Below are 25,888 nucleotides of genomic sequence, written 5' to 3' on the forward strand. Positions count from 1 at the left end.
TATGAAAAAAGTTATGATTTATGGAAAAGGGGCTGAATCAAGCTCACTTTTTGAAAAATTAAGTTCGGAAATAGATTTTAAGGGTTTTATTAGTAGTGATTCTCTATCCTCTGATGAAAAGCGCAATACATTTAAAGTTGATCAGATAGATTCAAAATGTATAGATTATGTAATTATATCTAGTATTACTTATGAGCAAGAGATGCGACAAAGCTTATTAAATAATAACTTTCGTGAAGATCAGATTTTGACCCCTTTAAAATTTCATGGTAAGTACAATAAGGTAGTGTACAAAGAACAAATTACTACTAAAGCGAAATACGCAAATGTTTTTAATGATGCATATGTCGAAAATATTTTTTCTGAAGGTGTTCCGGTTTCTGTACATTCCCATATCCAGGAAGATCGAAAAGTTTGTTTATCGAAATACAATGACTATAATCTAAAAGGAATAGACTATGTGAGAGTTTCGACATTTGAATTATTAAGCAGAGAAATACAAGATAAAAAAATCCCTGGTGCCGTTGCCGAGTTGGGTGTATATCGTGGTAATATTTCTGTTCTTTTGAAAGATTTGTTTGAAAATCGGAGAATTTATCTATTTGATACATTTGAGGGTTTTCATGAGAATGACGTTTCTATTGAAAATGATAAACAGTTTGCGAATACTCGTGTAGGGCAATTTAATACAACAAGCTTAGAGTTAGTTGAGAGAAAAATGAAAAATCATTTAGATCTAGAAATTTGTAAAGGATATTTTCCAAAATCGGCAATAGATATTAAAGATACATTTGCTTTTGTAAGTATTGATGTGGATTTATATCAGCCAACTTATGAAGGATTGAAGTTCTTTTATGAAAGATTGAATAAGGGCGGATATATAGTTATTCATGATTATAATTTTAAAAGATATGCCGGGGTAAAAGCGGCTGTTAGGGAGTTTTGTGAAGAATACGAAATTCCATATATACCAATGAGCGATTATTTTGGGAGTGTTGTTATAGGTAAGTGAAAAATCTAGGCAATTTGTGTTCAAACAATTAATTAACTACTTTAGGAGTGGTTGGATTTTGAAGAAAGATAATGTTTATTTATTTGGAGCATCACAAAAAGGATTAGAAGCTTATAATCAATTATATCAGGAATATAATATCGATGGATTTATTGATAATGATTCTAAAAAGGTGAATCAAAATTTACTTGGTATTCCGATATATAGTTTAGAAGAGTTGGTTAAAAAACAAGAATATAGTGATATTCATATAATTATCTCTAGTATGTATGATGTGGACATTGTACATCAACTTCTTAACAATAATATTATGAATTTTAGTGTATATCATAACAATCAAGTAAAAAATCTGAATTTCCAGAGTTACCTTGAAAATGAAGGAGATTTAGACGTAGTATTATTTTACTTCAATTATTCTGGTTCAAATACAGTGTCTTTATATAAAAAAGTGCCTGAAAAAATGAAGAAAAAATATAACATCAAGCTTTTAGATATGAATAATAAAGATGAAAGTTATTATTACTCTTTAAAAAACTCTAAGGTTAGAGTATGGACACATAACTACCTAAGTTATAAAGAAAGCTATGGTGTGGATATTCAAACGTGGCATGGATTTCCTTTGAAAAGTTTATATAGTTTAAATAAATCCACTACAACTAAAGAACAAACGTTTCAACAATGGCAGAAGTCTTTATTTGTTCCTTCTTATTCAACATTGTATGAACATTTGATGAGTATAGCATATAAAATAAAACATGAATCTTTTGCGAAAACTGGGATGCCACGGAATGATTTTTTATTTAAAGATGTTTCTTCTACTAAAATGTTACTTAGTAGGATTTTGAATAAAACTTTAAAGAATAGTAAGGTCTTTTTGTATATGCCTACATATAGAAAAAAGAAAAATAGTAAAGTTTTAAATGGTGTAGAAAATGGGTATGACATACTTGAAAATGGCGATTTGTTAGAGTTAGAGGGATTTTTAAAAAAAGAAGACGCGTACTTACTCGTAAAATATCATCCGTTACAAGTAGAAGCTAAAAATAGATTAGAGAATTTTGACCACATATTAAATATAACAGATGAAGTATTAGAGAATCTTGAGATAGAATTGTATGAATTTTTAAGTGAGATTGATGTTTTAATAACTGATTATTCTTCTATTTATTTTGACTATCTATTAATTAATCGACCTATTATTTTTACACCTATAGATTTAGAAGAATATAGGGAAAATAGAGGGTTATTTTTAGAACCTTACAGTACATGGGCACCTGGATCAAAAGTTTATTCCATAAATCAGCTAATAGAAGAGTTGAATAAACTGCAACATAAAGAAGATGAATTTAAAGAACGTAGGGAAATTATTAAAGAAATAGTTCATGAGAATTATCAAGGTAATGCTTCAAAAGATATTTGGGATAAAATAGATGAGATATTAGAGGTGAAGGATAATTAAAATAGTTTTAACCTATGGAACTTTCGATTTATTGCACTGGGGACACATAAAGCTATTGAAAAGAGCTAAAGAACTGGGAAATCATTTAATAGTTGCTTTGTCAACAGATGAATTTAATGCGTTAAAGGGGAAATGCTCCTTTTATAATTACGAAGAGAGAAAGTTTATGTTACAAGCAGTTAAATACGTAGACGAAATTATTCCTGAAGAATCATGGGAACAGAAAGAGAAAGATATTTTCAATAAAAATGTGGATATTTTTGTAATGGGTGACGATTGGAAGGGGAAGTTCGATCACTTAAACAAAGTATGTAAGGTAATTTATTTACCACGCACAGAAGGTATATCAACAACTCAAATAAAAAGAAATTTACTATTAGAAAAAAATCAAAGGAAGTTCGAAAATGATTGAAGCTATATATAATAAGCTAAAATTAGAACTATCAGTTCAAGAAAATAAAGTCACGTTTATACATTTGCATAGTAATGGTATTACTGGTAATAATAACGCTATATATGAAGAGTTGAAAGCTTATCCACAATATAAAATTGAGCATATTACTTTAAATGAAGTGAAGCAAGAAATGTATTCTAACAAAGAGAAGAGTCAAACTGACTATAAAATAGCATATTTGCTAGCTACTTCTAAGTATATTATTTTGAATGATTATTATTCCATTTTTTCTAAAATCCAATTACGGCCAGAAACTGAGCTTATTCAAGTTTGGCATGGTGGAGGAGCTTTTAAAAAATTTGGTAAACACTCTTTAAGGAATCAGGCAAATGAAACTGCTTTAATGAATGCATTAATGGGTCATGCTCAATATTCTAAAGTAATTGTTAGCTGTCCAGAAGTTGTACCTATTTATGCTGACGCTTTAAATTTAGCTCAAGAAAAAGTCCTGCCACTTGGATTACCTAGAGCCGATGTTCTTTACAATGGTACATATCAGAATAAAGTTAAGAGCGATTTTTATAAACGATTCCCTAAACTAGAAGGTAAAGAAATTATTTTATATGCCCCGACTTATCGTGATCATAATAGAAAACGAGAAAATTTAGGGCTAAATCTTACTAGATTTGGTGACTCTTTGAAAAGTAATCAAGTTTTATTGTTAAAAGCACATCCTTTTGAGAGAGGGAAAATCTTTATTCCTTCGAAATATGAAACATCTATTTTAAATATAAGTGAATTAGAAATCAATGATTTACTAATCTTGTCGAATTGTTTAATAACAGATTACTCATCTGTTATTTTTGAATACGCTATTCTTAATAAACCTATGATTTTTTATACTCCTGATTTAGAATTATATAAAAAACAAATTAGAGGTTTTTATTACCCTTATGAAGAGCTAGTTCCCGGACCTATTGTGTTAAATGAGATAGACCTTCTTAATACAATTCATAATGGAAAGTACGATTTAAGAAAAATAGAAGACTTTGCAAAGCGTTTCAATGGTTATCATGATGGACAAGCCACTAGTAGAGTACTGCAAGAGGTTTTTAATATTACTTAAATCACAAAAGGAAGGTAGAAAGTAATGAATTATGGAATTATATTAGCAAGTGGAATTGGTAGTCGAATGGGAATTGTTGATAAACCTAAGCAGTTTATTGATGTGTATGGAAAACCTATTATTATACATACTTTAGAGGCTTTTGCGAACCACCCAGAGATAGATCGTATTATTATTGTGACGCTAGATGAATGGATTGATGACGTCCGTATATTAATTCGCCGATATGAAATCGATAAGGTGATGGATCTCGTTGTAGGGGGAGATACTCGGCAAGCCTCTGTATATGCAGCCCTTTGTTATTTACAAGGCCAATGCAATGATGATGACATTGTAGTTGTTCATGACGCTGTACGTCCTTTGGTCAGTCAAAGAATTATAAGTTCAAATATTGAGGGAGCAAAGTTACACGGGGCGGTCGATACAGTTATTCCAAGTGCAGATACAGTTGTCGAAAGTAAAAATACTGAAACGATTTCACAAATTCCAAAGCGAGATTATTTTTATTTAGGACAAACACCTCAGAGCTTTACATATTCTTTGCTAAAAGAATCACACGATTATGCATTAGAGCATCCATATATTGAAACGACAGATGATTGTAAACTTGTTCTCCAGCTAAATCACCCTGTTTATCTTGTAAAGGGTGAAAAACTAAACTTTAAAGTGACGACTTTTGAGGATTTACTATTATTCAAAGCAATTTTAAAACTCGGTAGTATTGAGGTGATATAGTAATGTTAAGTAAGAGCTTTAAAATTATCGAGCCTAAACGTTTTGAAATTTACATTGAAGATATTGTTCCAAAAAAAGGTGAAGCATTAATTAAAATCGATTATGCTTCCATTTGTAAAGCAGATCTTCGCTATTATGAAGGAAATCGAGATGAGCGACTTTTAGCCCTTAAATACCCAATGAGCCTAATCCATGAGGCTACTGGAATTGTTTTACGTGATCCAACGGGTCACTATGAAAATGGAACACGTGTTGTATTAGTACCTAATCGTGTTGAGGCTAATGAACCATGCGATTTTTGTGTATGTGATAACCCACAGCTGGGTGAAAATTATTGCCCACAGGCTATTTTCGCATCTAGTAACTCCGATGGCTTTTCCAAAGAGTCACTAGCTTATCCAGTTGATTATTTAGTAAAGATTCCTTCGACTTTATCTAGTCGTCATGCGGTTTTTTCTGAGATGATCTCGGTAGTAAGCGCAATTATACGAAGTACTAAAATGCCTGAGCAAGGTACAATTGCAGTGTGGGGGGATGGAATTTTAGGATATTTAGTTTGCGCTACATTACGCATACTATACCCAAAGTATCGTCTTATTGTTTTTGGAAAGCATGAAGAAAAATTAAAGCAATTTCCGGTAGACGCATACTATCTTAATACAGATTTTGCAAAAGAAAATATTGTATTTGCTTATGAATGTGTCGGTGGAAAAGGATCTGAATCAGCTATCCAGCAAATATTGTCCCTAATACAAGTAGGAGGGACAATTATTTTGTCAGGTGTAACTGAAGATTCCATAGCAATACCGACACGAAAGATATTAGAAAAAGGATTAACATTAAAGGGTGTAACAAGAAGCCGACAACAGGATTTTCTGAAAGCAATTGAATTACTACAAAATGACGACTTTTTAGCACTAATTGATGTGTTAATTATCAGCGAATCAAAAATTACCTCTATTGTTGATTTTTATAAAGCATTTGAGCAGGAAATTAATAATCAAGTATTAGGAAAGCATTTAATGCAATTTTACATTTAAGGAGCGAGAACGTTGACTTTTAAACGAGCTGATAGAACGATGCATATTGCAGAGTATATTCATACAACGTATTTCGTTCAACCTATTTTACCTCTATTATCGAAAACTTTTGTTACACCTAATATGATTACAATTGGAAATATTATTTATTCATTTCTAATTTATTATTGGGCATATAATAATGAATTCATCTATGTCGCTTTAGGAGTTCAAGTGTATTTATTTTTAGATATATTGGATGGGAATTTAGCACGTTATGCGAAATTGCAAAGTTCGTTTGGAGCATGGTTAGATAGTACATACGATAGGATATTTTATACACTTTTATTGTTTTTTATAGGTTTGAAGTCCGTCCCTATTATTCTTTTGGTATTAGTACTAATTTTAATTAACTTATATGCATGGCTAGCTACTTACTATATCGTACCGAGACTAAGAAAATTAAAACAGGTTCGAAGACGTTCTTTAAAGAAGTGGTTTATGGATAGGGGATTAATTATTGGTATGGATGTAGGTACTGTTATGATTATAATAACGATTTGTCTTTTATTTCAGCAGCCTCAGCTACTTTATATGATATTGTTCGTGGGATTTGTCATAGATATTTTAGCAAGGTTAACGGAGTTATGGTCAAATATGAAGAGAGAGGGGTTGCGATGAAGAAAAAGAATGTCTTTGTTTCGAGTGTTTCTTCAAAAATCCCACTTCTTTCTTGTTTGAAAGAGTCAATTCCCAATTATAGTTTGATAGGTGGAGATTCTTCAGGGCAAGTTGTTAGTCGCTTTTTTTTAGATGGTTTTTGGAAAATGCCGAGTATGGATCAATTAACATATGAGGTGTTCTTTGAATATTGTAGGGCTAAAGGAATTCAATATATAATCCCGACGCGTGAAGGAGAGCTCCTTTTTTTTGCGAAGTGGCGAGAAAGATTACTAGCAGAAGGGATTCATGCAATGGTGTCATCTGAAGAAGCAATAAGATGTGCTTCAGATAAACTAGTATTTGCATCTTACCTAGAGAAAAGAAAGTATCCTGTTATTCCAACATCCACTTCAGTGGATTCTTTTTCTGAAAATATATTTGTTGTGAAGGAACGATATGGTTCAGGCTCCTCTGGTTTGTATTTAAATGTGTCTAGACAAGAAGTGGATAAGGTTGCTCAATATTTACAGTATCCTATTATCCAACCATTTATCCAAGGACGTGAGTATAGTATTGATGTATATGTTACCGCAGAGTGTAAAGCGAAAGGTGCGGTTGTACGTGAGCGAGTTGTAGTCGTTAATGGTGAGTCTCAAGTGACATCAACGATACGAAATGAGCAGCTGGAACAATTAGCAATGGAAGTTGCAGAAACACTACATCTGTATGGGCATATTATGTTCCAAGTTATTGTTGATGAAATGAATCAACCTCATTTTGTAGAGTGTAATCCTCGTTTTGGTGGAGCTTCTACGTTAAGTGTACGTGCAGGGTTAGATAGTTTTCGTTGGTTTATTGCTGAAAGTGACGGTGGAAATCTTGATACATTACCATTTCAACGAGTTGAGAAATCATTAACTCAAGTACGTTTTGCAAAGGATTTGATAATATGAAGTACGTAATTATCTTTGATATGGATGATACGTTATATGAAGAGTTTACATATGTGCAAAGTGGTTTTAGGGCAGTAGCTCAATATTTAAAAGAAACGATTTATATTAATGAGAGCGAAGCATATAGCTTTATGGTTGAACGACTTCTTCAAGATGGAAGAGGTCGTATTTTTAATGAGCTTTTGTTTAAGTATGGATTTGAATCTAGTGAACTCGTTCGACAATGTATAAATGTCTATCGCTATCATGATCCTACTATATCACTGCCAATAGGAATAGTAGAGTTGCTAAAAAAGCTATACCAGTATCCTTTGTACATTGTTACAGATGGTTATCCAGCAACGCAAGAAAGAAAAATTAAAGCACTTCAACTATCTTCTTATGTAAAAGAAGCTATAACTAGTTACCGAGAAGGTAGTGAATATGGTAAACCCTCTCCTTACTGGTTTAAAAAAATTGCTGAGTGGGAAGGTGTTAAACCACAACAAATCGTTTATATCGGGGATAATGCCAATAAGGACTTTGTTGGCATTAAACCACTTGGTTTTAAAACGGTTCGAGTAAAAACTGGAGAATACCGAGATGTTGTTCCTTCAAGAGCACATGAAGCAGACTATGTTATTTCAAATTTGACGGAGCTAGTAGGAACATTATGCAGAATGTGGCCAGAATTTCAATTAAAGGAGGAACTATAATGAAGGTTGTTACAATTATCCAAGCTCGGGTTGGTTCAACACGCTTACCTGGGAAGGTATTAAAGCCACTAGATGATTCAGATGTACTTAGTTATGTTGTAGAACGTTGTCGACAAATTGAAGGTGTTGGTGCGGTTGTTGTTGCTACTTCAGATTTACAACAGGACGATGCAATTGCAAAGTGGTGTGAAGATAAGAGCGTGGCACATTATCGTGGCAGTGAACAAGATGTGCTTGACCGCTATGTTCAAGCTGCTAAGCCTTACCAGCCTGATTATGTAATGCGTGTGACCTCAGATTGCCCATTTGTTGATTACGAGATGGCGAGTGAGATTGTCTCACTAATGGAAAAAGAGCAAAAAGATATCGTGTTAATGGATGGTGATCTTCCTCGTGGATTAGCGGTTGAATTGATTTCTTATGAATCATTGTTACATATTCATGAAGTTGGTAAAGAGCCTCGACATCGTGAACATGTTACTTATTTTGCATATGAATATGCTGAAAAGTTCAATTCAGTTACATATAAGGTACCGTCAAATCGTTTAGCACCTGAACTACGTATTACATTAGATACTCCAGAGGACTATCAATTGATTTCAGCAGTAGCTAATCATTTTAATGATGCACTAGTGTCTAGTTCAAAGGTTATTAATTATTTAAGAGAAACGCCTGAAGTTGCTGCATTAAATGCACATATTGAACAAAAGCCGGTGATTTAATGAAAAAAATAATTATCCGTACAGATGCATCAGTTGAAATTGGTAGTGGTCATGTTATGCGATGTTTAACAATTGCTCGCAATTTAAAAGGAAAAGGCTTTAATGTTCAATTTTGGATGGAACCACTTGCTGGCGATTTAATCAAATATGTTGCACAACAAGGCTATGAAATGATTTCGGAGGCTGAACATGCTGATCTTTATATCGTTGATCATTATGAATTGAGTATCGAATGGGAGAAATATATTCGACAGTACACAAGAAAACTAATGGTCATTGATGATTTAGCAAGAAGCCATGATTGTGACATGTTACTAGATCAAAATGTTGTACCGAATTTTGAGTGTCGTTATGATGGACTTGTCCCGAATCATTGCGTGAAATTACTTGGACCAAAGTATTTAATTATGCGTGAGGAGTTTATTGAGGCTCGTCAGCAAATTCGACAGCATAATGTAAGAATCCAACGCCTTCTTGTGTTTATGGGCGGAACCGATCCGACTAATGAAACGGTGAAAATTTTAACTGCACTTGAGGATTTTACATTTACTCATATAGATGTCGTTGTCGGTAATGGCAATATACAAAAAGAAGAAATTAAGAAATTTTGTCAAAAACGTAGTTACCAGTATCATTGTCAAATTTCTTATATGGCAAAACTTATGCAGCAAGCGGATTTTTGCATAGGTGCTGGTGGTGGGACAATGTGGGAACGTTGTTTTGTCGGGCTCCCATCTTCAAGTACAATTGTTGCTGACAATCAGTACATTTCAACTAACTATGCTGCACAACTTGGAGCAGTAATTAATTTAGGATGGCATGAAGATGTGACTGTAGAAATGTATAGACGTCTGTTAAAAGAATTAGGAAACATAGATACGAAGAAACTAGAAATCATTGGTCTACAATTAACAACGGTAGCACCGCAGCCAAATGCTTGGTTATCACAAATAATGGAGTTGTTAGCATGATTAAAATTGGAAATAGTGAAATTGGTAAACATACCAAACCTTTTATTATTGCAGAAATGTCCGGCAATCATAATCAATCGTTAGAGCGAGCGTTGCATTTAGTGGATTTAGCAGCAGAAGCAGGTGTAGACGCGTTAAAGCTCCAAACATATACACCAGATACGATTACATTAGATGTACATACAGGAGAATTTTTTATTCAAGATGAACAAAATCTTTGGAAGGGAAATTCTCTTTATAATTTGTATAAAGAGGCCTATACTCCTTGGGAATGGCATGAGGCGATCTTCGATCGTGCAAAAGAACATGGCATATTAGCGTTCAGTTCTCCCTTTGACGAAACAGCAGTTGATTTTTTAGAAACATTGAACGTACCTGCATATAAGATTGCCTCCTTTGAAAATGTGGATATACCATTGATTCAAAAAGTTGCTCGCACGGGTAAACCAATAATTATTTCGACTGGTATGGCGACTGCAGCAGAGCTTGACGAAGCTGTTCGAGCTGCGAGAGATGAAGGAAATCATCAAATTATACTATTAAAGTGTACAAGTACATACCCTGCTACACCGGAAAATACTAATTTAGCTACAATACCCCATATGCGTGACCTCTTTGGAACTGAGATCGGTTTATCAGATCATACAATGGGAGTCGGCGTCTCTGTTGCAGCAGTAGCTCTTGGTGCAACTGTTATAGAGAAGCACTTCACCACTTCAAGAGCTGATGGTGGTGTAGATTCTGCATTTTCGATGGAACCAAATGAGCTTAAAATGCTAGTTGAGGAAACGGAGCGTGCGTGGCAAAGCGTGGGACAAATTCAATATGGTTCTACGGAGGCTGAGAAAGGTTCAGAAAAATTCCGACGCTCTTTATATATTGGAAGTGATTTAAAAGCAGGTGATCAATTAACCAAGGAAAATTTACGAAATGTTCGACCTGGCTTGGGTTTACCGTCAAAATACTATGATTTAGTACTTGGAAAGTGTATTAAGCAAAATGTGAAAAAAGGAACACCTTTAAGTTGGGAGTTACTACTATGAAAAAGCGTAGTCAATTCCTTTCCTATGGTTGCCAATCTATAGATGAAGACGATATACAAGTAGTTGTAGAAACATTACGATCTCCCTTTTTAACACAAGGACCTAAAATAAAACAGTTTGAGCAGGCGATTGCTGATTATGTTGGTGCTCAATATGCTGTAGCCTTTTGCAATGGAACTGCTGCCCTTCATGCAGCCTGTTATGCTGCTGGTATAGGTGAAGGAGATGAGGTCATTACTTCACCTATTACATTTGCAGCTAGTGCTAATTGTGTACGTTATATGGGAGGAACTGTTGTTTTTGCGGATATAGATGCAAATACATACAATATTGACCCAGCAGAGGTAAGAAAAAAGATAACACCTAAAACAAAGGCAATCATCCCCGTAGATTTTACAGGTCAACCTGCAGATATGGATACGATCATGGAGATAGCACATGAACATAACTTAGTTGTTATCGAAGATGGAGCTCATTCGCTTGGTGCTGAATATAAGGGAAAAAAAGTTGGTACACAAGCAGATATGACAATGTTCAGCTTTCATCCTGTCAAACCAATTACCACGGCTGAAGGTGGTATCATCGTAACGAATAATGAAGAGTACTATCGTAGATTGCAATTGTTCCGAAGCCATGGTATCGAACGAACTGAGTATTCAGCAGATCAAGGTGATTGGTATTATGAAATGACGGACCTTGGTTATAATTATCGAATGACGGATTTACAAGCTGCACTTGGCTTATCTCAAGTGAAAAAAATCGATAAGTTTATCCAAAAACGTCGTGAAATTGCGGTATTTTATACAGAGGCATTTCAAGATGTGGATGGAATTGTCACTCCACAGCCATTACCGGAAACAAATTCAGGCTGGCATTTGTATATGATACAACTTGAAGGGGTTGCTCGTAAGCAGATTTTTGATCAAATGAGATCTTTAAATATAGGGGTACATGTACATTATATCCCTGTTTATTGGCATCCATATTACCAACAGTTAGGCTATGAACGAGGATTATGCCCAATTGCTGAAAAATGGTATGAAAAGGCTTTAACGCTTCCGATTCATCCTACTATGACAACAGAAGATTTAGTAATTATTGTGTCAAATATTAAAGAATTACTAAAATAATAGTAATTTTTTTATACTTAATAGTTGGGTAGAATATGTCAATTTAATAATTGATTTTAAGGTTGGCATATCCATTATTTTAGATTCACTTCAATTGATTACTTATCAAGTTGGCTTATTTAATATTATGGATGATGGATATGGATTTGTGTTCGACTTTCTGGGACAGAACTAAAATGTAAAGTTTATATAGGCATGAAAAAAGACAATAAAGCAGACTCAGATAGCTAACATTGAAGAATTTATACGTAAAATAATTAAATATTAAATTTTTTATAAAATACTCAACCTCTTGAAATAATTCTAACAAAATTCAAGAGGTTTTTTTTATTTCAACAAGGCTCTAGCTGATTGTTTACCAAAAAACGTGAAACAATAGAAAATCCTTCCGATAATAATGTTAAGAAATGAAAAGTTTAGGAGGTTGAATTATATGCGTATTGCATCGCAAGGACAGTCAGTTGACATGACTACTGAACCAATCAATACAAAAGCAATGAATGTGCAGGAAAATATGACGCCTAATGTTTCAATGGAAACAATCTCTAAACCATTAGAAGAAAAAACAACTTCTACCGGGGAAGAACAAGAAGTTTCAAAAGATAAACTGCAACAGGTAGTTGATGTTGTAAATGAATTTTTGGAAATAAACAACAGTTCTTCTAAATTTATTTATCACGAGGGTTTGGAACGTTATTATGTAACGATTGTAAATCGTGATACCGATGAAGTAGTAAAGGAAATTCCACCAAAAAAATTATTAGATGCTTTTTATGAAATGCAAAAAATGGTGGGAATGATAGTAGACGAAAAAATTTAAGTGAAATTAGGAGGATGTAAAGATGGTTTCAAGAATTGGCGGATTAGCCTCAGGGATGGATATAGATAGTATCGTAGCAAAACTTATGTCAGCAGAACGTGCACCTTTGTACAAATTACAGCAGCAAAAAACAAAATATGAATGGCAACGAGATGCTTACCGAAGTGTAAACACAAAAATAGATACATTTAGTAAATATATGTTCGATAATTTTATAATGTCTAGTAACTTTGTAAAAAAATCTACTACAATATCTGGTGCTAATGCAGATAAAGTATCCATTACTGCTGGTTCAGGTGCTTCGAGTTCTTTAAATATTCAAGGAGTTCAATCACTTGCTACTGCGGCAACATCAGGTGCCAAAACAGCAGAACAGACAACTTATAGAAATGCGGTAGGAACAGATATATTAGCAAGTATTGATAACAATCTTTCTGTGCCGACTCAAGTTAATTTTAAAATTGATGGTGTAAATCAAAACATAAATATTGATTCCACAACTACTGTCTCAGGATTAGTACAACAATTAAAAGATGCTGGTTTCGAGAAGGCAAGTTATGATGAAAAAACAGGGAAATTTTCACTAGGTTCTTTTGAAGGTAAAAAAGTAGAGGTAGCAGATGCAGATAGCGCTGCATTTTTGAGAGACCAGTTAGGTTTTTCAACATCTTATACTTCATCTGAAATTAAAATAAAAGATCCAAATGATGGAACTAAAGAAATATTAGCTAAATCGTCTACAACTTTAGGTGAGTTGGGTATTAACGGATCTAGTTTAACCTTCTCTATCGGTGGTGAATCACCTAAAACGGTAAGTATTGATCCTAACAAGACTATAGGAGATTTAGTAAAGGATTTAAACGCAGAGGGCTTAGATGCTTCATTTGATGCAAAAACAGGTAAATTAAATATTAAAGCAAAAGATGGTAAAACATTACAATTTGATAATGGAAGCCAAACAGATTTAGGTAAACTTGGTGTAGCACAAACTGTAGGTGTTTCCTCAAAAGCTTTTTCTCAAGTAGAGATTGCTACACATGGTGGAACTTCAGAGTCACCTACATCAAGTACCACACTACAACATTTAGGTCTATTAAATGATGGTAAATTTAAAATAAGTGCTGTTCAAGCTGATGGTAAAATGAAAGATACTATTATTGAATTTAAAGCAACAGATACAGTTGATTCTCTTATTAAACGAATTAATTCATCTGGGGCAGGAGTAACTGCATTATTCTCTAATGGACAAATGTCTATTTCAGCTAATAATACTGGAACAAATAATGAGAATGTAGATGCTGATATTCAATTGAAAAGTGTGAAAACGGTGAATGAAGATCACTCTGAAAGCATTGATAATTCCGGCTTTGAGCTATTCAATAAACTTGGATTTGTTAGTAGCCCCCCATCAGGAGAAGCAACGGTTAACTTATCTGGAAAAGGAACAAATGCTAAATATAAAATTAATGATTTGGAAATGGAAAGTCAATCTAACACAATAAATATTCAAGGTTATTCTGTTAAGCTGAATGGTACATTTAATACTGATTACAACCCTGCTACACAAGGCGTTTCAGTGTCAGCTTCCAATGACATTGATTCGATGATGACAAAAATTAAGGAGTTTGTAACTACTTACAATGGTTTAGTAAACGAACTAAATGGCTCTTTAAAAGAAACTAAATATCGTGACTATGCTCCGTTAACAAGTGAGCAAAGAGAAAAAATGTCTGAAAGTGAAATTAAGTTATGGGAAGAGAAAGCAAGGAGCGGTTTATTAAGGAATGATCAAATTTTAAGAGATGGTTTATCTAAAATGCGAATGAACTTTACGGGAGCAATAGGTGGATTAAGCGATAGTACAATTGACTCGTTATCAGAAATTGGGATAACAACGTCCTCTAAAGTTAGTGATGGTGGTACATTAGAAATTAATGAGACTAAATTACGTGCGGCATTAGAAAAAAATCCAGATCAAGTAGCCCAAATATTTACGCAGACGGGAAAGGCAAAAGATACTATCATTGATCCTGTTACTGGACAATCAAAAACTGTTGATTCACGTGGAATTGCACAACGTTTAAGAGATTCAATTGACGACTTCAAATTGAAAATTGAGAATAAAGCTGGCCGTTCAACAATGACTGATCACCAATATAATATTGGTAAAAGTATGATTGATTTAGATACACGTATTGAAAGAATGCAAAAACGCTTGGTAAGTGTAGAACAACGTTATTGGAAACAATTCACAGCCATGGAGACAGCAATCAATAAAGCAAACCAGCAATCTGGTATGTTCATGCAAGGTTCTGGAGGAGGCTTCTAAATTAGAGGCAAGGTAGGAGATTGATATGCAACTAATAGAACAACTATTGCAGGTGTCAGCTAATTTATTCAAACTTTTGGGAGATATTCCAAAAGGTGAAGATCGCGACGAATATATTGATAAAATCAACAGTATGTTAGACAAGCGTGGAAAGATTATTGAGAATTTGGTTCAAGAAGGCTTTCAATTTGACGGACAGAATCGCATTCATGGAACGTTACTTGAATTAGATAATGGAATAAAAGAACGATTGGCTGCTGTCATGAGTGCCGTAAAGCAAGATATGGCAAACCTACAGAAAACGAAAAAAAGTGAAGAGCAATACTTCAATCCATACTCGGATGTTCGAGTGATGGATGGCATGTATTATGACAAAAAGAATTAATATTTTATCTTCAATTAACCTGTTGGACGCCGCCAGCTCAATGGAAGATAAAACCTGGATGGATATTATAGTTTTTAAAAGGAATGAATTGTGATAAAACATTTCACAATCTAGACGTAATTCCGCCGAGCTGTAATTGCTAATTAGCTTTTCTTCATAAAATGGTTTAAACTAGTAAATAAGTAACCTTTCAAAGGAGTTGTCCTTTATTGGCAGCAAATCTAACAGCACAAAATGCGTACAAACAAAATAGTGTTACCACTGCTTCCCCTGGTGAATTGACGTTAATGCTTTATAATGGTTGTTTAAAGTTTCTTTATAAGGCGAAACATGAGATTAAAGAAAAAAATATCCAAGAAAAAAATGCGAATCTTCAAAAGGCGCAAGCGATTATTAGCGAGCTCATGGCAACATTGAATATGGATATCGAGATGTCAAAAAATATGTTAGCTCTTTATGAATATATGAATCGTCGTTTAGTAGAGGCAAACATTAAAAATGATGTCTCTATTATTGAAGAAGTTGAGGGATTAGTGACGGAATTCCGTGATACATGGAAGGAAGTTATTCGCATTAATCGACAGCAGCAATTCGGTCAGGGAAACGCTGGACAAATTTAGACAACATAGAGGCCATCAATTCATGATGGTCTCTTTTCTTTTCGATAAAAGTGAGACACTACATTTACATCATCGTACAAAAGGGAAGCCTTTAATTACTCATAAAATAGGTCTTTACTCAGCAAAATATGTTACTTATTCCCTCTGTATATAAAACATGCATCGTGTCATAATCAAGCTAAATAGATGTTTAGAATAGTATTGGGGTGGGAAGATGATATTTAAGCGCCAAGAAGGCTTTCGATTTAAATTCGAGGAGCCTGTTAAAATGACTTTTGCGATATACGAGAATGGTAGAGTTAATCAAGCGCAAACGGCAATGGCTGATTTGCTTGATATAAGTCCACGAGGGTTAAAAATGTTTACTGAGGTGGATTTAGGTGTTAATCCTCGTCCTTTGGATTTACGCTTTATTCTGGATACAAGAGAGGTACGAGCTTATGGAGAAGTCATTTGGAGCCGTCCTTTTGGTAATGGTAAGCAGTATGGTGTGAATTTCAATGATCAAGAATCGGTTGAAGATTTGATTGTCGAAGAGTTGAAGTTGCGCCGAAGAAAAGAAGCGGATGAGGAAAACTAAATAATATTTATTCATAAAGGAGAATTCATTAAGAGGTGGATTGTGTTCGTCCCTTACCGAACTTCTTTGCTTTAGCAGATGCTATACATTATTGTAGGAAAAAAATTTTTTTAAAAAAAGAATTATTTTAAAGGAATTTCGCACACATGTGTAGAAATAGTAAGTATAGCAGTTATAAAGGAGGAGTTTACATGTTAAACTTTAACATTCGTGGTGAAAATATTGAGGTAACTCCAGCTATTCGAGAATATGTTGAGAACAAAGTCGAGAAAGTTGAACGTTATTTTAACGAAGATGTTAATGCCAACGCTAACGTAAATTTAAAGGTTTATAATGACAAGCAAACTAAAGTGGAAGTTACAATTCCAATGAAGAACTTAACTCTTCGTGCAGAAGAGCGTCATAATGATATGTATGCTGCAATTGATTTAATCGTTGATAAATTAGAACGTCAAATCCGTAAGCATAAAACAAAAGTAAACCGTAAATTCCGTGAGCGTGAAGGTACAGGCCTTTATTTTGCTACTTCTCAAGCAGCCGCTGATGCAGTGACAGAGGAAGATGAATACTCAATCGTTCGTACAAAGCAATTTGATTTAAAACCGATGGATCAAGAAGAGGCTGTTTTACAAATGAATATGCTAGGGCATGATTTTTATATCTTTACAGATGCGGAATCAAACGGTACAAATATTGTCTATAAACGCAAAGACGGTAAATATGGCTTAATTGAAACAACTTAAATTTAAATATGTCAAAGGGCTCTCGCCATAGCGGGAGCCTTTTTTTATCTTCATTCAGTAGAAATTCTTATCTCAATAGGTGATGGAATGATAGCAGGTGATCTTTTCCAGGTCAGCCACTGGCAGATGTCACGGATTTTGAAAGGAGTCAATATAGTGATGTTAGCCTAGACCCGTCGCTTACTGCGACAGCGGCAAACTAACCTGCGTCGTGCAGGTCTTAGCACTTTTCAAAATCCGGACGCAATTACGCCACGGATTTCTTTTTAGGTTAGGGACTCTGTTTGCATGAATATGTTATACAATGGTAAAATGAAAGTTGAGACTATATAGGAAGTGAAAAAATTCATGGTAAACCTATTAAATAAATTATTTGATTTCAATAAACGTGAACTAAAAAAATTAGAAAAAATCGCTGACCAGGTTGAGGGATTCGCTTCTCAAATGGCACAGCTTTCAGATGATCAATTACAAGCGAAAACAGAAGAATTTAAAAAACGTTTTGCGGACGGAGAGCCTTTAGAGTCGATTCGTGCGGAAGCTTTTGCGGTATGTCGTGAAGCATCAAAGCGTGTGTTAGAGATGTACCCATTCCGTGTACAAATTATGGGTGCTGCGGCATTAGATGAAGGTAATATTGCGGAAATGAAAACGGGTGAAGGTAAAACGTTAACGGCTACGATGGCTGTTTACTTGAATGCCATTACTGGTAAAGGCGTACATGTTGTAACAGTCAATGAATATTTAGCGGGTCGTGATGCTGAGGAAATGGGACATCTGTATAATTTCTTAGGCTTAACGGTTGGTTTAAATTTGAACAGCCTATCAAAAGAAGAAAAACGTGCTGCTTATGAAGCTGATATTACGTATAGTACGAACAATGAGCTAGGCTTTGACTATTTACGTGATAATATGGTGCTTTATAAAGAGGAACGTGTACAACGTCCGCTACATTTTGCGGTAATCGATGAGGTTGACTCGATTTTAATTGATGAAGCGCGTACGCCATTAATTATTTCGGGTCAGGCTGGGAAATCAGCGCAGCTTTATAAACAGTCTAATGCGTTTGTTCGTATGTTAAGTGCGGAAACAGATTACACATATGAAGAGTCGACGAAGGGTGTTACGTTGACAGATGCTGGTGTTGAAAAGGCAGAGAAAGCATTTGGCATTGATAACCTATTTGATTTAACACATGTTCGTTTAAACCATGCGATTAACCAATCGTTGAAGGCACATGTAAGTATGCATAATGATATTGATTATGTTGTACAAGAGGGCGAAATCATTATTGTTGACGGCTTTACTGGTCGTTTAATGAAAGGTCGTCGCTACTCAGATGGGCTACATCAGGCAATCGAGGCCAAAGAGGGCGTAGAGATTCAAAATGAATCGATGACGATGGCGACAATTACATTCCAAAACTATTTCCGTATGTATCAAAAGCTTTCAGGTATGACAGGTACAGCGAAAACAGAGGAAGAGGAATTCCGTAATATTTATAATATGAGTGTTGTGGCGATTCCAACGAATAAGCCGATTGCTCGTGATGACCGTCCTGACTTAATTTTTGCTTCTATGGAAGGAAAATATAAAGCGGTGGCTGCAGATATTGCAGAGCGCCATAAAGCTGGACAACCAGTTCTTGTCGGTACTGTTGCTATTGAAACATCTGAAATTATTTCGGATTTATTGAATAAACATAAAATCCCACATAACGTTTTAAACGCGAAGAACCATGAGCGTGAAGCAGAAATTATTGCGAATGCTGGTACGAAGGGTGCTGTAACGATCGCTACAAACATGGCTGGTCGTGGTACAGACATTAAGCCTGGAGAAGGTGTAATGGAGATTGGCGGTTTAGCGGTAATTGGTACGGAGCGTCATGAATCTCGTCGTATCGATAATCAGCTGCGTGGTCGTTCTGGTCGTCAAGGGAACCCAGGGGTTACTCAATTCTACCTGTCACTAGAAGATGAATTAATGCGTCGTTTCGGCTCGGATAATATGAAATCCATGATGATGAAATTAGGGATGGATGATTCACAGCCACTTCAATCTAAAGTTGTTTCAAGAGCGGTAGAATCAGCTCAAAAACGTGTTGAAGGTAATAACTTCGATTCTCGTAAACGTTTATTACAATATGATGATGTGCTACGTCAGCAACGTGAGATTATTTATCAAGAGCGTTACGACGTATTAGAAACAGAAAATATGCGCGTGCTTGTTGAGTCGATGATTCAAGAAACAATTGATGAAATTGTAGCAGTGTATACGCAAGGTGAGCAGAAGGATTGGAACTTAAAAGCGATAGATGATTTTGTCGCTGCAAACCTATTAGATGAAGGTGTTCTGAAGGTGGAAGATTTCCAAGGTAAATCTGCAGAAGAGATTAACCAGCTAATTTCGAACACTGTCCAAGAACGTTATGATGAAAAAGAAGAACAGCTTACATCAGAACGTATGCGTGAATTTGAAAAAGTTATCTTATTACGTTCAATTGATACGAAGTGGATTGATCATATTGATGCTATGGATCAGCTACGTCAAGGTATCCACCTTCGTGCATATGGTCAAAATGACCCGCTTCGTGAGTATCAACAAGAAGGCTTTGCTATGTTTGAGGATATGGTTGCTTCTATTCGCGAAGATGTAGCAAAATATGCGATGAAAGCAGAAATCCACAATAATTTAGAGCGTGAGGAAGTTGCAAAAGGTCAAGCTGTTAATCCGAAAGAGGATGGCGGTTCAGCTCCGAAAAAGCAACCTGTCCGTAAGTCTGAAAATATCGGACGTAATGATTTATGTCCATGTGGAAGCGGTAAGAAATTTAAAAACTGCCATGGTGCAGGTCAATAACAGTATGATGATGAAAAGACCATTTTAACGATAAGTTAGAATGGTTTTTTTTCTATGTTTAAGATATTTTCACGAATTAACACAATGGAAATATTGTAAAATTCAGAATAAGGTACATGATACTACAACAATAGGTAAATAGTTCAATGAAAAGGGTAATGTTTATAACTTTTTTCTGATTTATTATGAATATAAGTGTATAGTCTGAAAGTTTTGAAAAAGGACAGAGGAGGTGATTGATATGTGGAGATAAAAAAATCCTCGAGAACAGCAGTCCGTGAAAGACCTTCTCGAGGAAATACATTGGAGTATACCAATATATTTCTAAAAGACTAAAGGAGGGTTAACAATGCAGTATGATGACATTATGAGTAGTGAAACGATGCTGTATAAGCCGGAGTATGATGCTTTAGGAAACTTGTGCACGCGCGTAATTGAAAGGGATAACGAATATATTTCAAAATTAGCGCCGACAAAATTAATGGATTATAATCTACGATATTTTGGTTCAAGTTTAAGAGGGGCTCTCGATGGATCGAGAATGATACTAGGAAAGCTGAATAAAAATCCAATAGTTGTTCATGAACGAAGTAATATTGTATGGTTTCCGAGTAAGTCTTATATACGACCTGAATGTCAATGGTTTGCTGTCCATCATATCCTGGACTATCAAGCTATGGATAAAAAGAATACAAAAGTAATTTTTATGAACGGCTATGAAATTACTGTGGATCTAAGTTTCAGATCATTTGAATACAGAATTCAAAGAGCATATTTACTAAAATATAAACTGGAAAAACGAACGAAGCTACTAGTTCAATATGATCAAGGTAGAGTATTCCCGCGAATGACGAACAATGTTATCTTTGACGATGATAAAGATAGAAACAAAACTGTGTTGTAAAACAGTATGTTTTCCTTCGTAAAAACGTTATAATGAAGAGATACGGGGCTTGAAAGAAATGGGAGAAGTATTTTAAAATTATTTCTTAACCTGATTTTTAAGCTTTTAAAACCAGCCCCATCAAAAACGTTCGGAGGATTTAACAATGATTGAATTAGCAGATGTACGTAACGCGTTAGACACTTCAGCCAAAAAATTGGCGGACTTTAGGGGGTCTCTTTGACTTAGAAAACAAAGAGGCACGCATGCAGGAATTAGATGAAATGATGCTTGAGCCAGGCTTTTGGGATGACCAGCAAGGTGCACAGGTAGTCATTAATGAGAGCAATGGCTTAAAGGCAATTGTTAATGAATATAAAGATTTAGTGGAAACACATGAGAACTTAGATATGACGCTAGAGCTATTGCAAGAAGAACCTGACGAAGAATTGCAGGAGGAGCTAGGCAATGAATTAGTAGAATTCCAGCAAAAAATGGGCGATTTTGAGCTGCAATTACTATTAAGTGGCCCTTATGATCAAAACAATGCGATTTTAGAGCTGCACCCAGGAGCAGGTGGTACGGAATCTCAGGATTGGGGCTCAATGCTACTTCGTATGTATACACGCTGGGCTGAAAAACGTGGCTTTAAAGTGGAAACAGTTGATTATCTTCCTGGTGATGAAGCAGGTATTAAATCTGTAACATTGTCCATTAAGGGTCATAATGCTTACGGCTATTTACAAGCAGAAAAAGGTGTTCATCGTTTAGTACGTATTTCACCGTTTGACTCTTCGGGGCGTCGTCATACATCATTCGTTTCTTGTGATGTTATGCCTGAATTCGATGATAATATTGAAATTGATATTCGCACAGAGGATTTAAAAATTGATACGTATCGTGCTACAGGAGCAGGTGGTCAGCATATTAATACGACAGATTCAGCTGTTCGTATTACGCACACTCCTACTGGTACTGTCGTACAATGTCAGGCAGAACGTTCACAAATTAAAAACCGTGAAAAAGCTATGACGATGTTAAAAGGGAAGCTCTATCAATTAGAGATTGAAAAGCAGCAGGCACAGCTAGATGAAATCCGTGGTGAACAGAAGGAAATCGGCTGGGGTTCACAAATTCGTTCATACGTATTCCATCCTTACTCAATGGTGAAGGATCATCGTACAAATGAAGAAACAGGTAATGTAGGCGCGGTGATGGATGGCGATTTAGATCCATTCATTAATGCATACTTACGTTCAAAAATCGGGTAATGAAGACCCCTCAGAGCACAGTAAAATTGTGCTTTTGAGGGGTTTTTATTTTCATTCAGCAGAAAGCGTCAGCTACAATTACGCCAAGGCGAAATTGATTGCTTTAAAAAGGTGGGTGATTCGGGGGGTCCTGACTAATCTGCTTGCGTTCATTCATGTAATGCTTATATAACATCGATGCATTGACAAATTGCTTGCTAATCGAAGCATATTGAATGGGTAATTCAATTTGTTTATCGTTTTTCAGTGTGACGATACAGCCCGTTTTACTCGGTACTATATTCGAAATGGCGTGAAGGCCAATCCAGATGTTGTGGACAGAGTTTGGCGAATAGATGGGTAGAAAAATACACGGATAACCATAATCATAAGCAACAACGATTGGAAGCTTATGCTGATTACCGAAGAAGCGTTTAGCGGAATGCTTTGCTGCTTCATAGGTTGTTCCTAGCGAAATACAAGATTTTCGTAATATATGCATTGGCTTTCGTGTAACGATAAGTTCATTATGCTTATCAATTACCCGAGTGAAAATTTTAGAGTCGTACTGAACTGGTTGAAGTAAATAGGTGTTAAAAGAAAGTAAATATCCATTGACGTAGTTTGCTGACATCTATGTAAGCCTCCTTTTCTATTTCTTCTTGAAGTGTAAAACACAAAATTAAATTCAGAAAATATAGATAAACGAAGGAGGTTCGTGCTATTTCAAGCAATTGCTTAGAAAAATTGCTTAAAATAGCACGAGAATAATAGTAAATCGAAGTGATTTTCAGTTCGTAAACATTGCATTTTAATTTCAATTTTCTTATAATTTAGAAAAGGATCGAGGTGAGATCGTTGGATAAATATTATTCGTATACAGATTTTCTAAAAGCCGTTGGTCAGACAAAGAAAGTTGATGAGGCAGAGAAATTATTAAACGAGATTTATTTAGATTTATTTTTAAATCATATCCAGCGTAAGCATCGTGAAGAGCAGCTCATGGTTCTGATAGATAGAGCACTCGATGACAAAGATGAAAACGCATTTCATCTATACGCAAACGAACTAGTAGCTTTACACCAAGAGACAACTGAATAATATGACGAGCCCGCTCTCTGTTATTGGAGGGTGGGATTTTTTTGTGGTTTTATTTGCAAGATTGATGACCAAGCCGATCAGTTCCCCTAGTAACCCAATTAAATCTCTCTAGACTCCACTTGCATAACCCTTAAATAGACATGAATCTCACGAGTATTTCATCACCAAACAATGAAATTCCTGCTAAGATCATGTATATACATAACCTCATCTCGATTAGCTAACATTTGGAAAGGGTAATCTATTGATAGAGACGTTCTGATTAATTATTATAGTACATACGTTCTGTTGATTTCATCTCAAATAGAGCAAATGAAAAAATATTTACAAACGTTCGTTCGTTAAATGTTCGAATTATTAATAGCGCTATGCTAAAATATATGTACAAATTGGAAGGAAAGGACGGGGACATGTGTGCAAACATTTGATTTACAAGCGCCATATACGCCTAGTGGAGATCAGCCACAGGCAATTGCGGAATTAGTGGAGGGTGTGCGTGCAGGTAAACGTCATCAAACGTTGCTTGGGGCAACAGGAACGGGAAAAACGTTTACGATCTCTAATGTCATTAAAGAAGTTAAAAAACCGACACTTATTATGGCACACAATAAAACACTAGCGGGTCAATTATATAGTGAGTTTAAAGAGTTCTTCCCTGATAATGCAGTTGAATACTTTGTCAGCTACTATGATTACTTTCAGCCAGAGGCCTATGTACCGCAGACGGATACTTATATCGAGAAAGATTCAAGCATAAATGATGAAATTGATAAGTTGCGTCACTCTGCGACATCTGCATTATTCGAGCGCGATGATGTCATTATTATTGCATCTGTGTCCTGTATTTATGGTCTGGGTTCTCCGGAAGAATATCGTGAACTGGTCGTATCAGTGCGTACGGGAATGGAAATTGAACGTAATCAGTTGCTTCGAAAATTGGTCGATGTACAGTATGAGCGTAATGATGTGAGTTTTACACGTGGGACGTTTCGGGTACGTGGTGATGTAGTGGAAATTTTCCCAGCATCCCGTGATGAACATTGTATCCGCGTGGAATTTTTCGGGGACGAGATTGATCGAATTCGCGAAGTGGATGCGTTAACTGGAGAAATACTAGCAGAGCGTGATCATGTTGCTATTTTCCCAGCGTCCCACTTCGTTACACGAGAAGAAAAAATGCTAAAAGCTATTGATAATATTGAAAAAGAGTTGGAGGAGCGTTTAGCCCTTTTGCGTGCAGAGGATAGATTATTGGAGGCGCAACGTTTAGAGCAACGCACTCGTTACGATTTAGAAATGATGCGTGAAATGGGCTTTTGCTCGGGTATTGAAAACTACTCGCGTCATTTAACATTGCGTGAAGCGGGGGCAACGCCATATACACTACTTGACTATTTCCCAGATGATTTTTTACTTGTTGTCGATGAAAGTCACGTTACTTTGCCACAAGTTCGAGGGATGTATAACGGTGACCAAGCACGTAAAGGTGTGCTTGTTGAACATGGATTCCGTTTGCCATCAGCACTAGATAACCGCCCTTTACGTTTTGAAGAGTATGAGAAACATATACATCAAGCTATTTATGTATCGGCAACACCTGGCCCGTATGAGCTTGAGCATACGCCGGAAATGGTGCAGCAAATTATTCGTCCAACTGGGCTGCTTGATCCACAAATTGACGTACGTCCTATTGAAGGGCAAATTGATGATTTAATCGATCAGATTCAAGATCGTATTGCTCGTAATGAACGAGTGCTCGTTACAACATTGACGAAAAAAATGTCAGAGGATTTATCAGCTTATTTGAAAGAGATGGGCTTAAAGGTGGAGTACTTGCATTCAGAGATTAAGACGCTAGAGCGAATTGAAATTATTCGCGAGCTACGAAAAGGTACTTATGATGTTCTAATCGGCATTAACTTATTGCGAGAAGGGCTAGATATTCCTGAAGTTTCTCTTGTGGCAATTTTAGATGCTGACAAGGAAGGATTTTTACGTTCAGAACGTTCATTAATTCAAACGATTGGACGTGCCGCGCGTAATGCTAATGGTCATGTCATTATGTATGCAGATAATATGACGGATTCGATGAAAAAGGCGATTGAGGAAACGAAGCGTCGTCGAGCATTGCAAATGGCGTATAACGAGGAGCATGGTATTACACCGAAAACGATTGTGAAGAAAATTCCTGATGTTATTCGTGCGACACAGGTGGCAGAGGAAGAAGAGACTTACGTAGCGAAGGCTACAAAAGGTAAGAAGCTGACGAAGGCGGAAAAAGAGCAGTTACTTGCTACGCTAGAAGTAGAAATGAAGGAAGCGGCAAAAGCACTCGATTTCGAACGTGCTGCTGAGCTACGCGATACAATATTTGAATTGAAATTAGAAGGGTGAAC

Annotated in this window: 25 protein-coding genes; 24 read left to right on the forward strand and 1 reads right to left on the reverse strand. The window is 35.6% G+C overall.

Annotated features, from left to right (window positions below):
• Nucleotide 1 precedes the first annotated feature (1 nt).
• From ACVYAD_RS08670 to prfB, 22 genes are all read left to right on the forward strand, one after another.
• Nucleotides 2–1,012 carry a TylF/MycF/NovP-related O-methyltransferase gene (locus ACVYAD_RS08670; RefSeq protein WP_476425869.1) on the forward strand — a complete coding sequence of 337 codons (1,011 nt, stop codon included), beginning with the start codon at nucleotides 2–4 and terminating at the stop codon, nucleotides 1,010–1,012.
• Between the two features lie 58 nt (nucleotides 1,013–1,070).
• Nucleotides 1,071–2,471, forward strand: a complete 1,401-nt coding sequence (locus ACVYAD_RS08675; protein ID WP_476425871.1) for a CDP-glycerol glycerophosphotransferase family protein — start codon at nucleotides 1,071–1,073, stop codon at nucleotides 2,469–2,471.
• Nucleotides 2,467–2,883 (forward strand): glycerol-3-phosphate cytidylyltransferase, encoded by a 417-nt coding sequence (gene tagD / locus ACVYAD_RS08680; RefSeq protein ID WP_476426045.1) that lies wholly within the window; start codon nucleotides 2,467–2,469, stop codon nucleotides 2,881–2,883. The genes ACVYAD_RS08675 and tagD overlap by 5 nt, the downstream gene beginning before the upstream one ends.
• A complete protein-coding gene (locus tag ACVYAD_RS08685) occupies nucleotides 2,876–3,991 on the forward strand; it encodes a CDP-glycerol glycerophosphotransferase family protein (RefSeq protein WP_476425873.1) in 1,116 nt (371 codons plus the stop codon). Before tagD ends, ACVYAD_RS08685 begins: the two co-directional genes overlap by 8 nt.
• A gap of 24 nt (nucleotides 3,992–4,015) precedes the next feature.
• A complete protein-coding gene (gene ispD, locus ACVYAD_RS08690) occupies nucleotides 4,016–4,726 on the forward strand; it encodes a 2-C-methyl-D-erythritol 4-phosphate cytidylyltransferase (protein WP_197139787.1) in 711 nt (236 codons plus the stop codon).
• Between the two features lie 2 nt (nucleotides 4,727–4,728).
• Complete coding sequence (locus ACVYAD_RS08695; protein ID WP_476425875.1) at nucleotides 4,729–5,766, forward strand: alcohol dehydrogenase catalytic domain-containing protein; 1,038 nt, start codon at nucleotides 4,729–4,731, stop codon at nucleotides 5,764–5,766.
• A gap of 12 nt (nucleotides 5,767–5,778) precedes the next feature.
• On the forward strand, nucleotides 5,779–6,426 hold the full coding sequence (locus ACVYAD_RS08700; RefSeq protein ID WP_476425876.1) for a CDP-alcohol phosphatidyltransferase family protein: 648 nt from the start codon (nucleotides 5,779–5,781) through the stop codon (nucleotides 6,424–6,426).
• Nucleotides 6,423–7,361: an ATP-grasp domain-containing protein gene (locus ACVYAD_RS08705; RefSeq protein WP_476425877.1), complete on the forward strand. Its 939-nt coding sequence runs from the start codon at nucleotides 6,423–6,425 to the stop codon at nucleotides 7,359–7,361. Before ACVYAD_RS08700 ends, ACVYAD_RS08705 begins: the two co-directional genes overlap by 4 nt.
• Nucleotides 7,358–8,056 (forward strand): HAD family hydrolase, encoded by a 699-nt coding sequence (locus ACVYAD_RS08710; protein WP_476425878.1) that lies wholly within the window; start codon nucleotides 7,358–7,360, stop codon nucleotides 8,054–8,056. Before ACVYAD_RS08705 ends, ACVYAD_RS08710 begins: the two co-directional genes overlap by 4 nt.
• Nucleotides 8,056–8,778, forward strand: coding sequence for a cytidylyltransferase domain-containing protein (locus tag ACVYAD_RS08715; RefSeq protein WP_476425880.1), 723 nt, complete (start codon nucleotides 8,056–8,058; stop codon nucleotides 8,776–8,778). The genes ACVYAD_RS08710 and ACVYAD_RS08715 overlap by 1 nt, the downstream gene beginning before the upstream one ends.
• Nucleotides 8,778–9,749: a UDP-2,4-diacetamido-2,4,6-trideoxy-beta-L-altropyranose hydrolase gene (pseG, locus tag ACVYAD_RS08720; protein ID WP_476425882.1), complete on the forward strand. Its 972-nt coding sequence runs from the start codon at nucleotides 8,778–8,780 to the stop codon at nucleotides 9,747–9,749. Before ACVYAD_RS08715 ends, pseG begins: the two co-directional genes overlap by 1 nt.
• Nucleotides 9,746–10,792, forward strand: a complete 1,047-nt coding sequence (gene pseI, locus ACVYAD_RS08725) for a pseudaminic acid synthase (RefSeq protein ID WP_476425884.1) — start codon at nucleotides 9,746–9,748, stop codon at nucleotides 10,790–10,792. Before pseG ends, pseI begins: the two co-directional genes overlap by 4 nt.
• Complete coding sequence (pseC, locus tag ACVYAD_RS08730; RefSeq protein ID WP_476425886.1) at nucleotides 10,789–11,922, forward strand: UDP-4-amino-4,6-dideoxy-N-acetyl-beta-L-altrosamine transaminase; 1,134 nt, start codon at nucleotides 10,789–10,791, stop codon at nucleotides 11,920–11,922. Before pseI ends, pseC begins: the two co-directional genes overlap by 4 nt.
• Before the next feature lie 433 nt (nucleotides 11,923–12,355).
• On the forward strand, nucleotides 12,356–12,742 hold the full coding sequence (locus tag ACVYAD_RS08735; RefSeq protein ID WP_476425888.1) for a flagellar protein FlaG: 387 nt from the start codon (nucleotides 12,356–12,358) through the stop codon (nucleotides 12,740–12,742).
• A 22-nt stretch (nucleotides 12,743–12,764) separates the two neighbouring features.
• Nucleotides 12,765–15,071 (forward strand): flagellar filament capping protein FliD, encoded by a 2,307-nt coding sequence (fliD, locus tag ACVYAD_RS08740; RefSeq protein ID WP_476425890.1) that lies wholly within the window; start codon nucleotides 12,765–12,767, stop codon nucleotides 15,069–15,071.
• Nucleotides 15,072–15,096: 25 nt separating this feature from the next.
• Nucleotides 15,097–15,456 carry a flagellar protein FliT gene (gene fliT / locus ACVYAD_RS08745; RefSeq protein WP_476425891.1) on the forward strand — a complete coding sequence of 120 codons (360 nt, stop codon included), beginning with the start codon at nucleotides 15,097–15,099 and terminating at the stop codon, nucleotides 15,454–15,456.
• Nucleotides 15,457–15,665: 209 nt separating this feature from the next.
• Nucleotides 15,666–16,076, forward strand: coding sequence for a flagellar export chaperone FliS (gene fliS / locus ACVYAD_RS08750; protein ID WP_476425893.1), 411 nt, complete (start codon nucleotides 15,666–15,668; stop codon nucleotides 16,074–16,076).
• A gap of 214 nt (nucleotides 16,077–16,290) precedes the next feature.
• Entirely contained in the window at nucleotides 16,291–16,656 is a 366-nt protein-coding gene (locus tag ACVYAD_RS08755) for a PilZ domain-containing protein (protein WP_476425895.1), read from the forward strand.
• Between the two features lie 191 nt (nucleotides 16,657–16,847).
• Nucleotides 16,848–17,399: a ribosome hibernation-promoting factor, HPF/YfiA family gene (gene hpf, locus ACVYAD_RS08760; protein WP_049668100.1), complete on the forward strand. Its 552-nt coding sequence runs from the start codon at nucleotides 16,848–16,850 to the stop codon at nucleotides 17,397–17,399.
• Nucleotides 17,400–17,747: 348 nt separating this feature from the next.
• Complete coding sequence (gene secA / locus ACVYAD_RS08765) at nucleotides 17,748–20,258, forward strand: preprotein translocase subunit SecA (RefSeq protein WP_476425897.1); 2,511 nt, start codon at nucleotides 17,748–17,750, stop codon at nucleotides 20,256–20,258.
• Nucleotides 20,259–20,607: 349 nt separating this feature from the next.
• Nucleotides 20,608–21,162 (forward strand): competence protein ComK, encoded by a 555-nt coding sequence (locus ACVYAD_RS08770; RefSeq protein WP_079559524.1) that lies wholly within the window; start codon nucleotides 20,608–20,610, stop codon nucleotides 21,160–21,162.
• Nucleotides 21,163–21,307: 145 nt separating this feature from the next.
• Nucleotides 21,308–22,412 (forward strand): peptide chain release factor 2 gene (gene prfB / locus ACVYAD_RS08775; protein WP_386830232.1). Its coding sequence is split into 2 segments (ribosomal slippage): nucleotides 21,308–21,382 and nucleotides 21,384–22,412, totalling 1,104 coding nucleotides; the frame shifts between segments, so codons are not numbered across the junction.
• A gap of 103 nt (nucleotides 22,413–22,515) precedes the next feature.
• On the opposite strand, the gene ACVYAD_RS08780 is transcribed toward prfB, so the two are convergent.
• On the reverse strand, nucleotides 22,516–23,025 hold the full coding sequence (locus tag ACVYAD_RS08780; RefSeq protein ID WP_476425900.1) for a competence protein ComK: 510 nt from the start codon (nucleotides 23,023–23,025) through the stop codon (nucleotides 22,516–22,518).
• A gap of 224 nt (nucleotides 23,026–23,249) precedes the next feature.
• On the opposite strand from ACVYAD_RS08780, the gene ACVYAD_RS08785 reads away from it, so the two are divergent.
• Complete coding sequence (locus ACVYAD_RS08785; RefSeq protein ID WP_386830231.1) at nucleotides 23,250–23,492, forward strand: IDEAL domain-containing protein; 243 nt, start codon at nucleotides 23,250–23,252, stop codon at nucleotides 23,490–23,492.
• 414 nt (nucleotides 23,493–23,906) lie between these two features.
• Nucleotides 23,907–25,886: an excinuclease ABC subunit UvrB gene (gene uvrB / locus ACVYAD_RS08790; protein WP_349661227.1), complete on the forward strand. Its 1,980-nt coding sequence runs from the start codon at nucleotides 23,907–23,909 to the stop codon at nucleotides 25,884–25,886.
• The last annotated feature ends 2 nt before the right edge of the window (nucleotides 25,887–25,888 follow it).

Source organism: Lysinibacillus sp. G1-3, assembly GCF_056322905.1.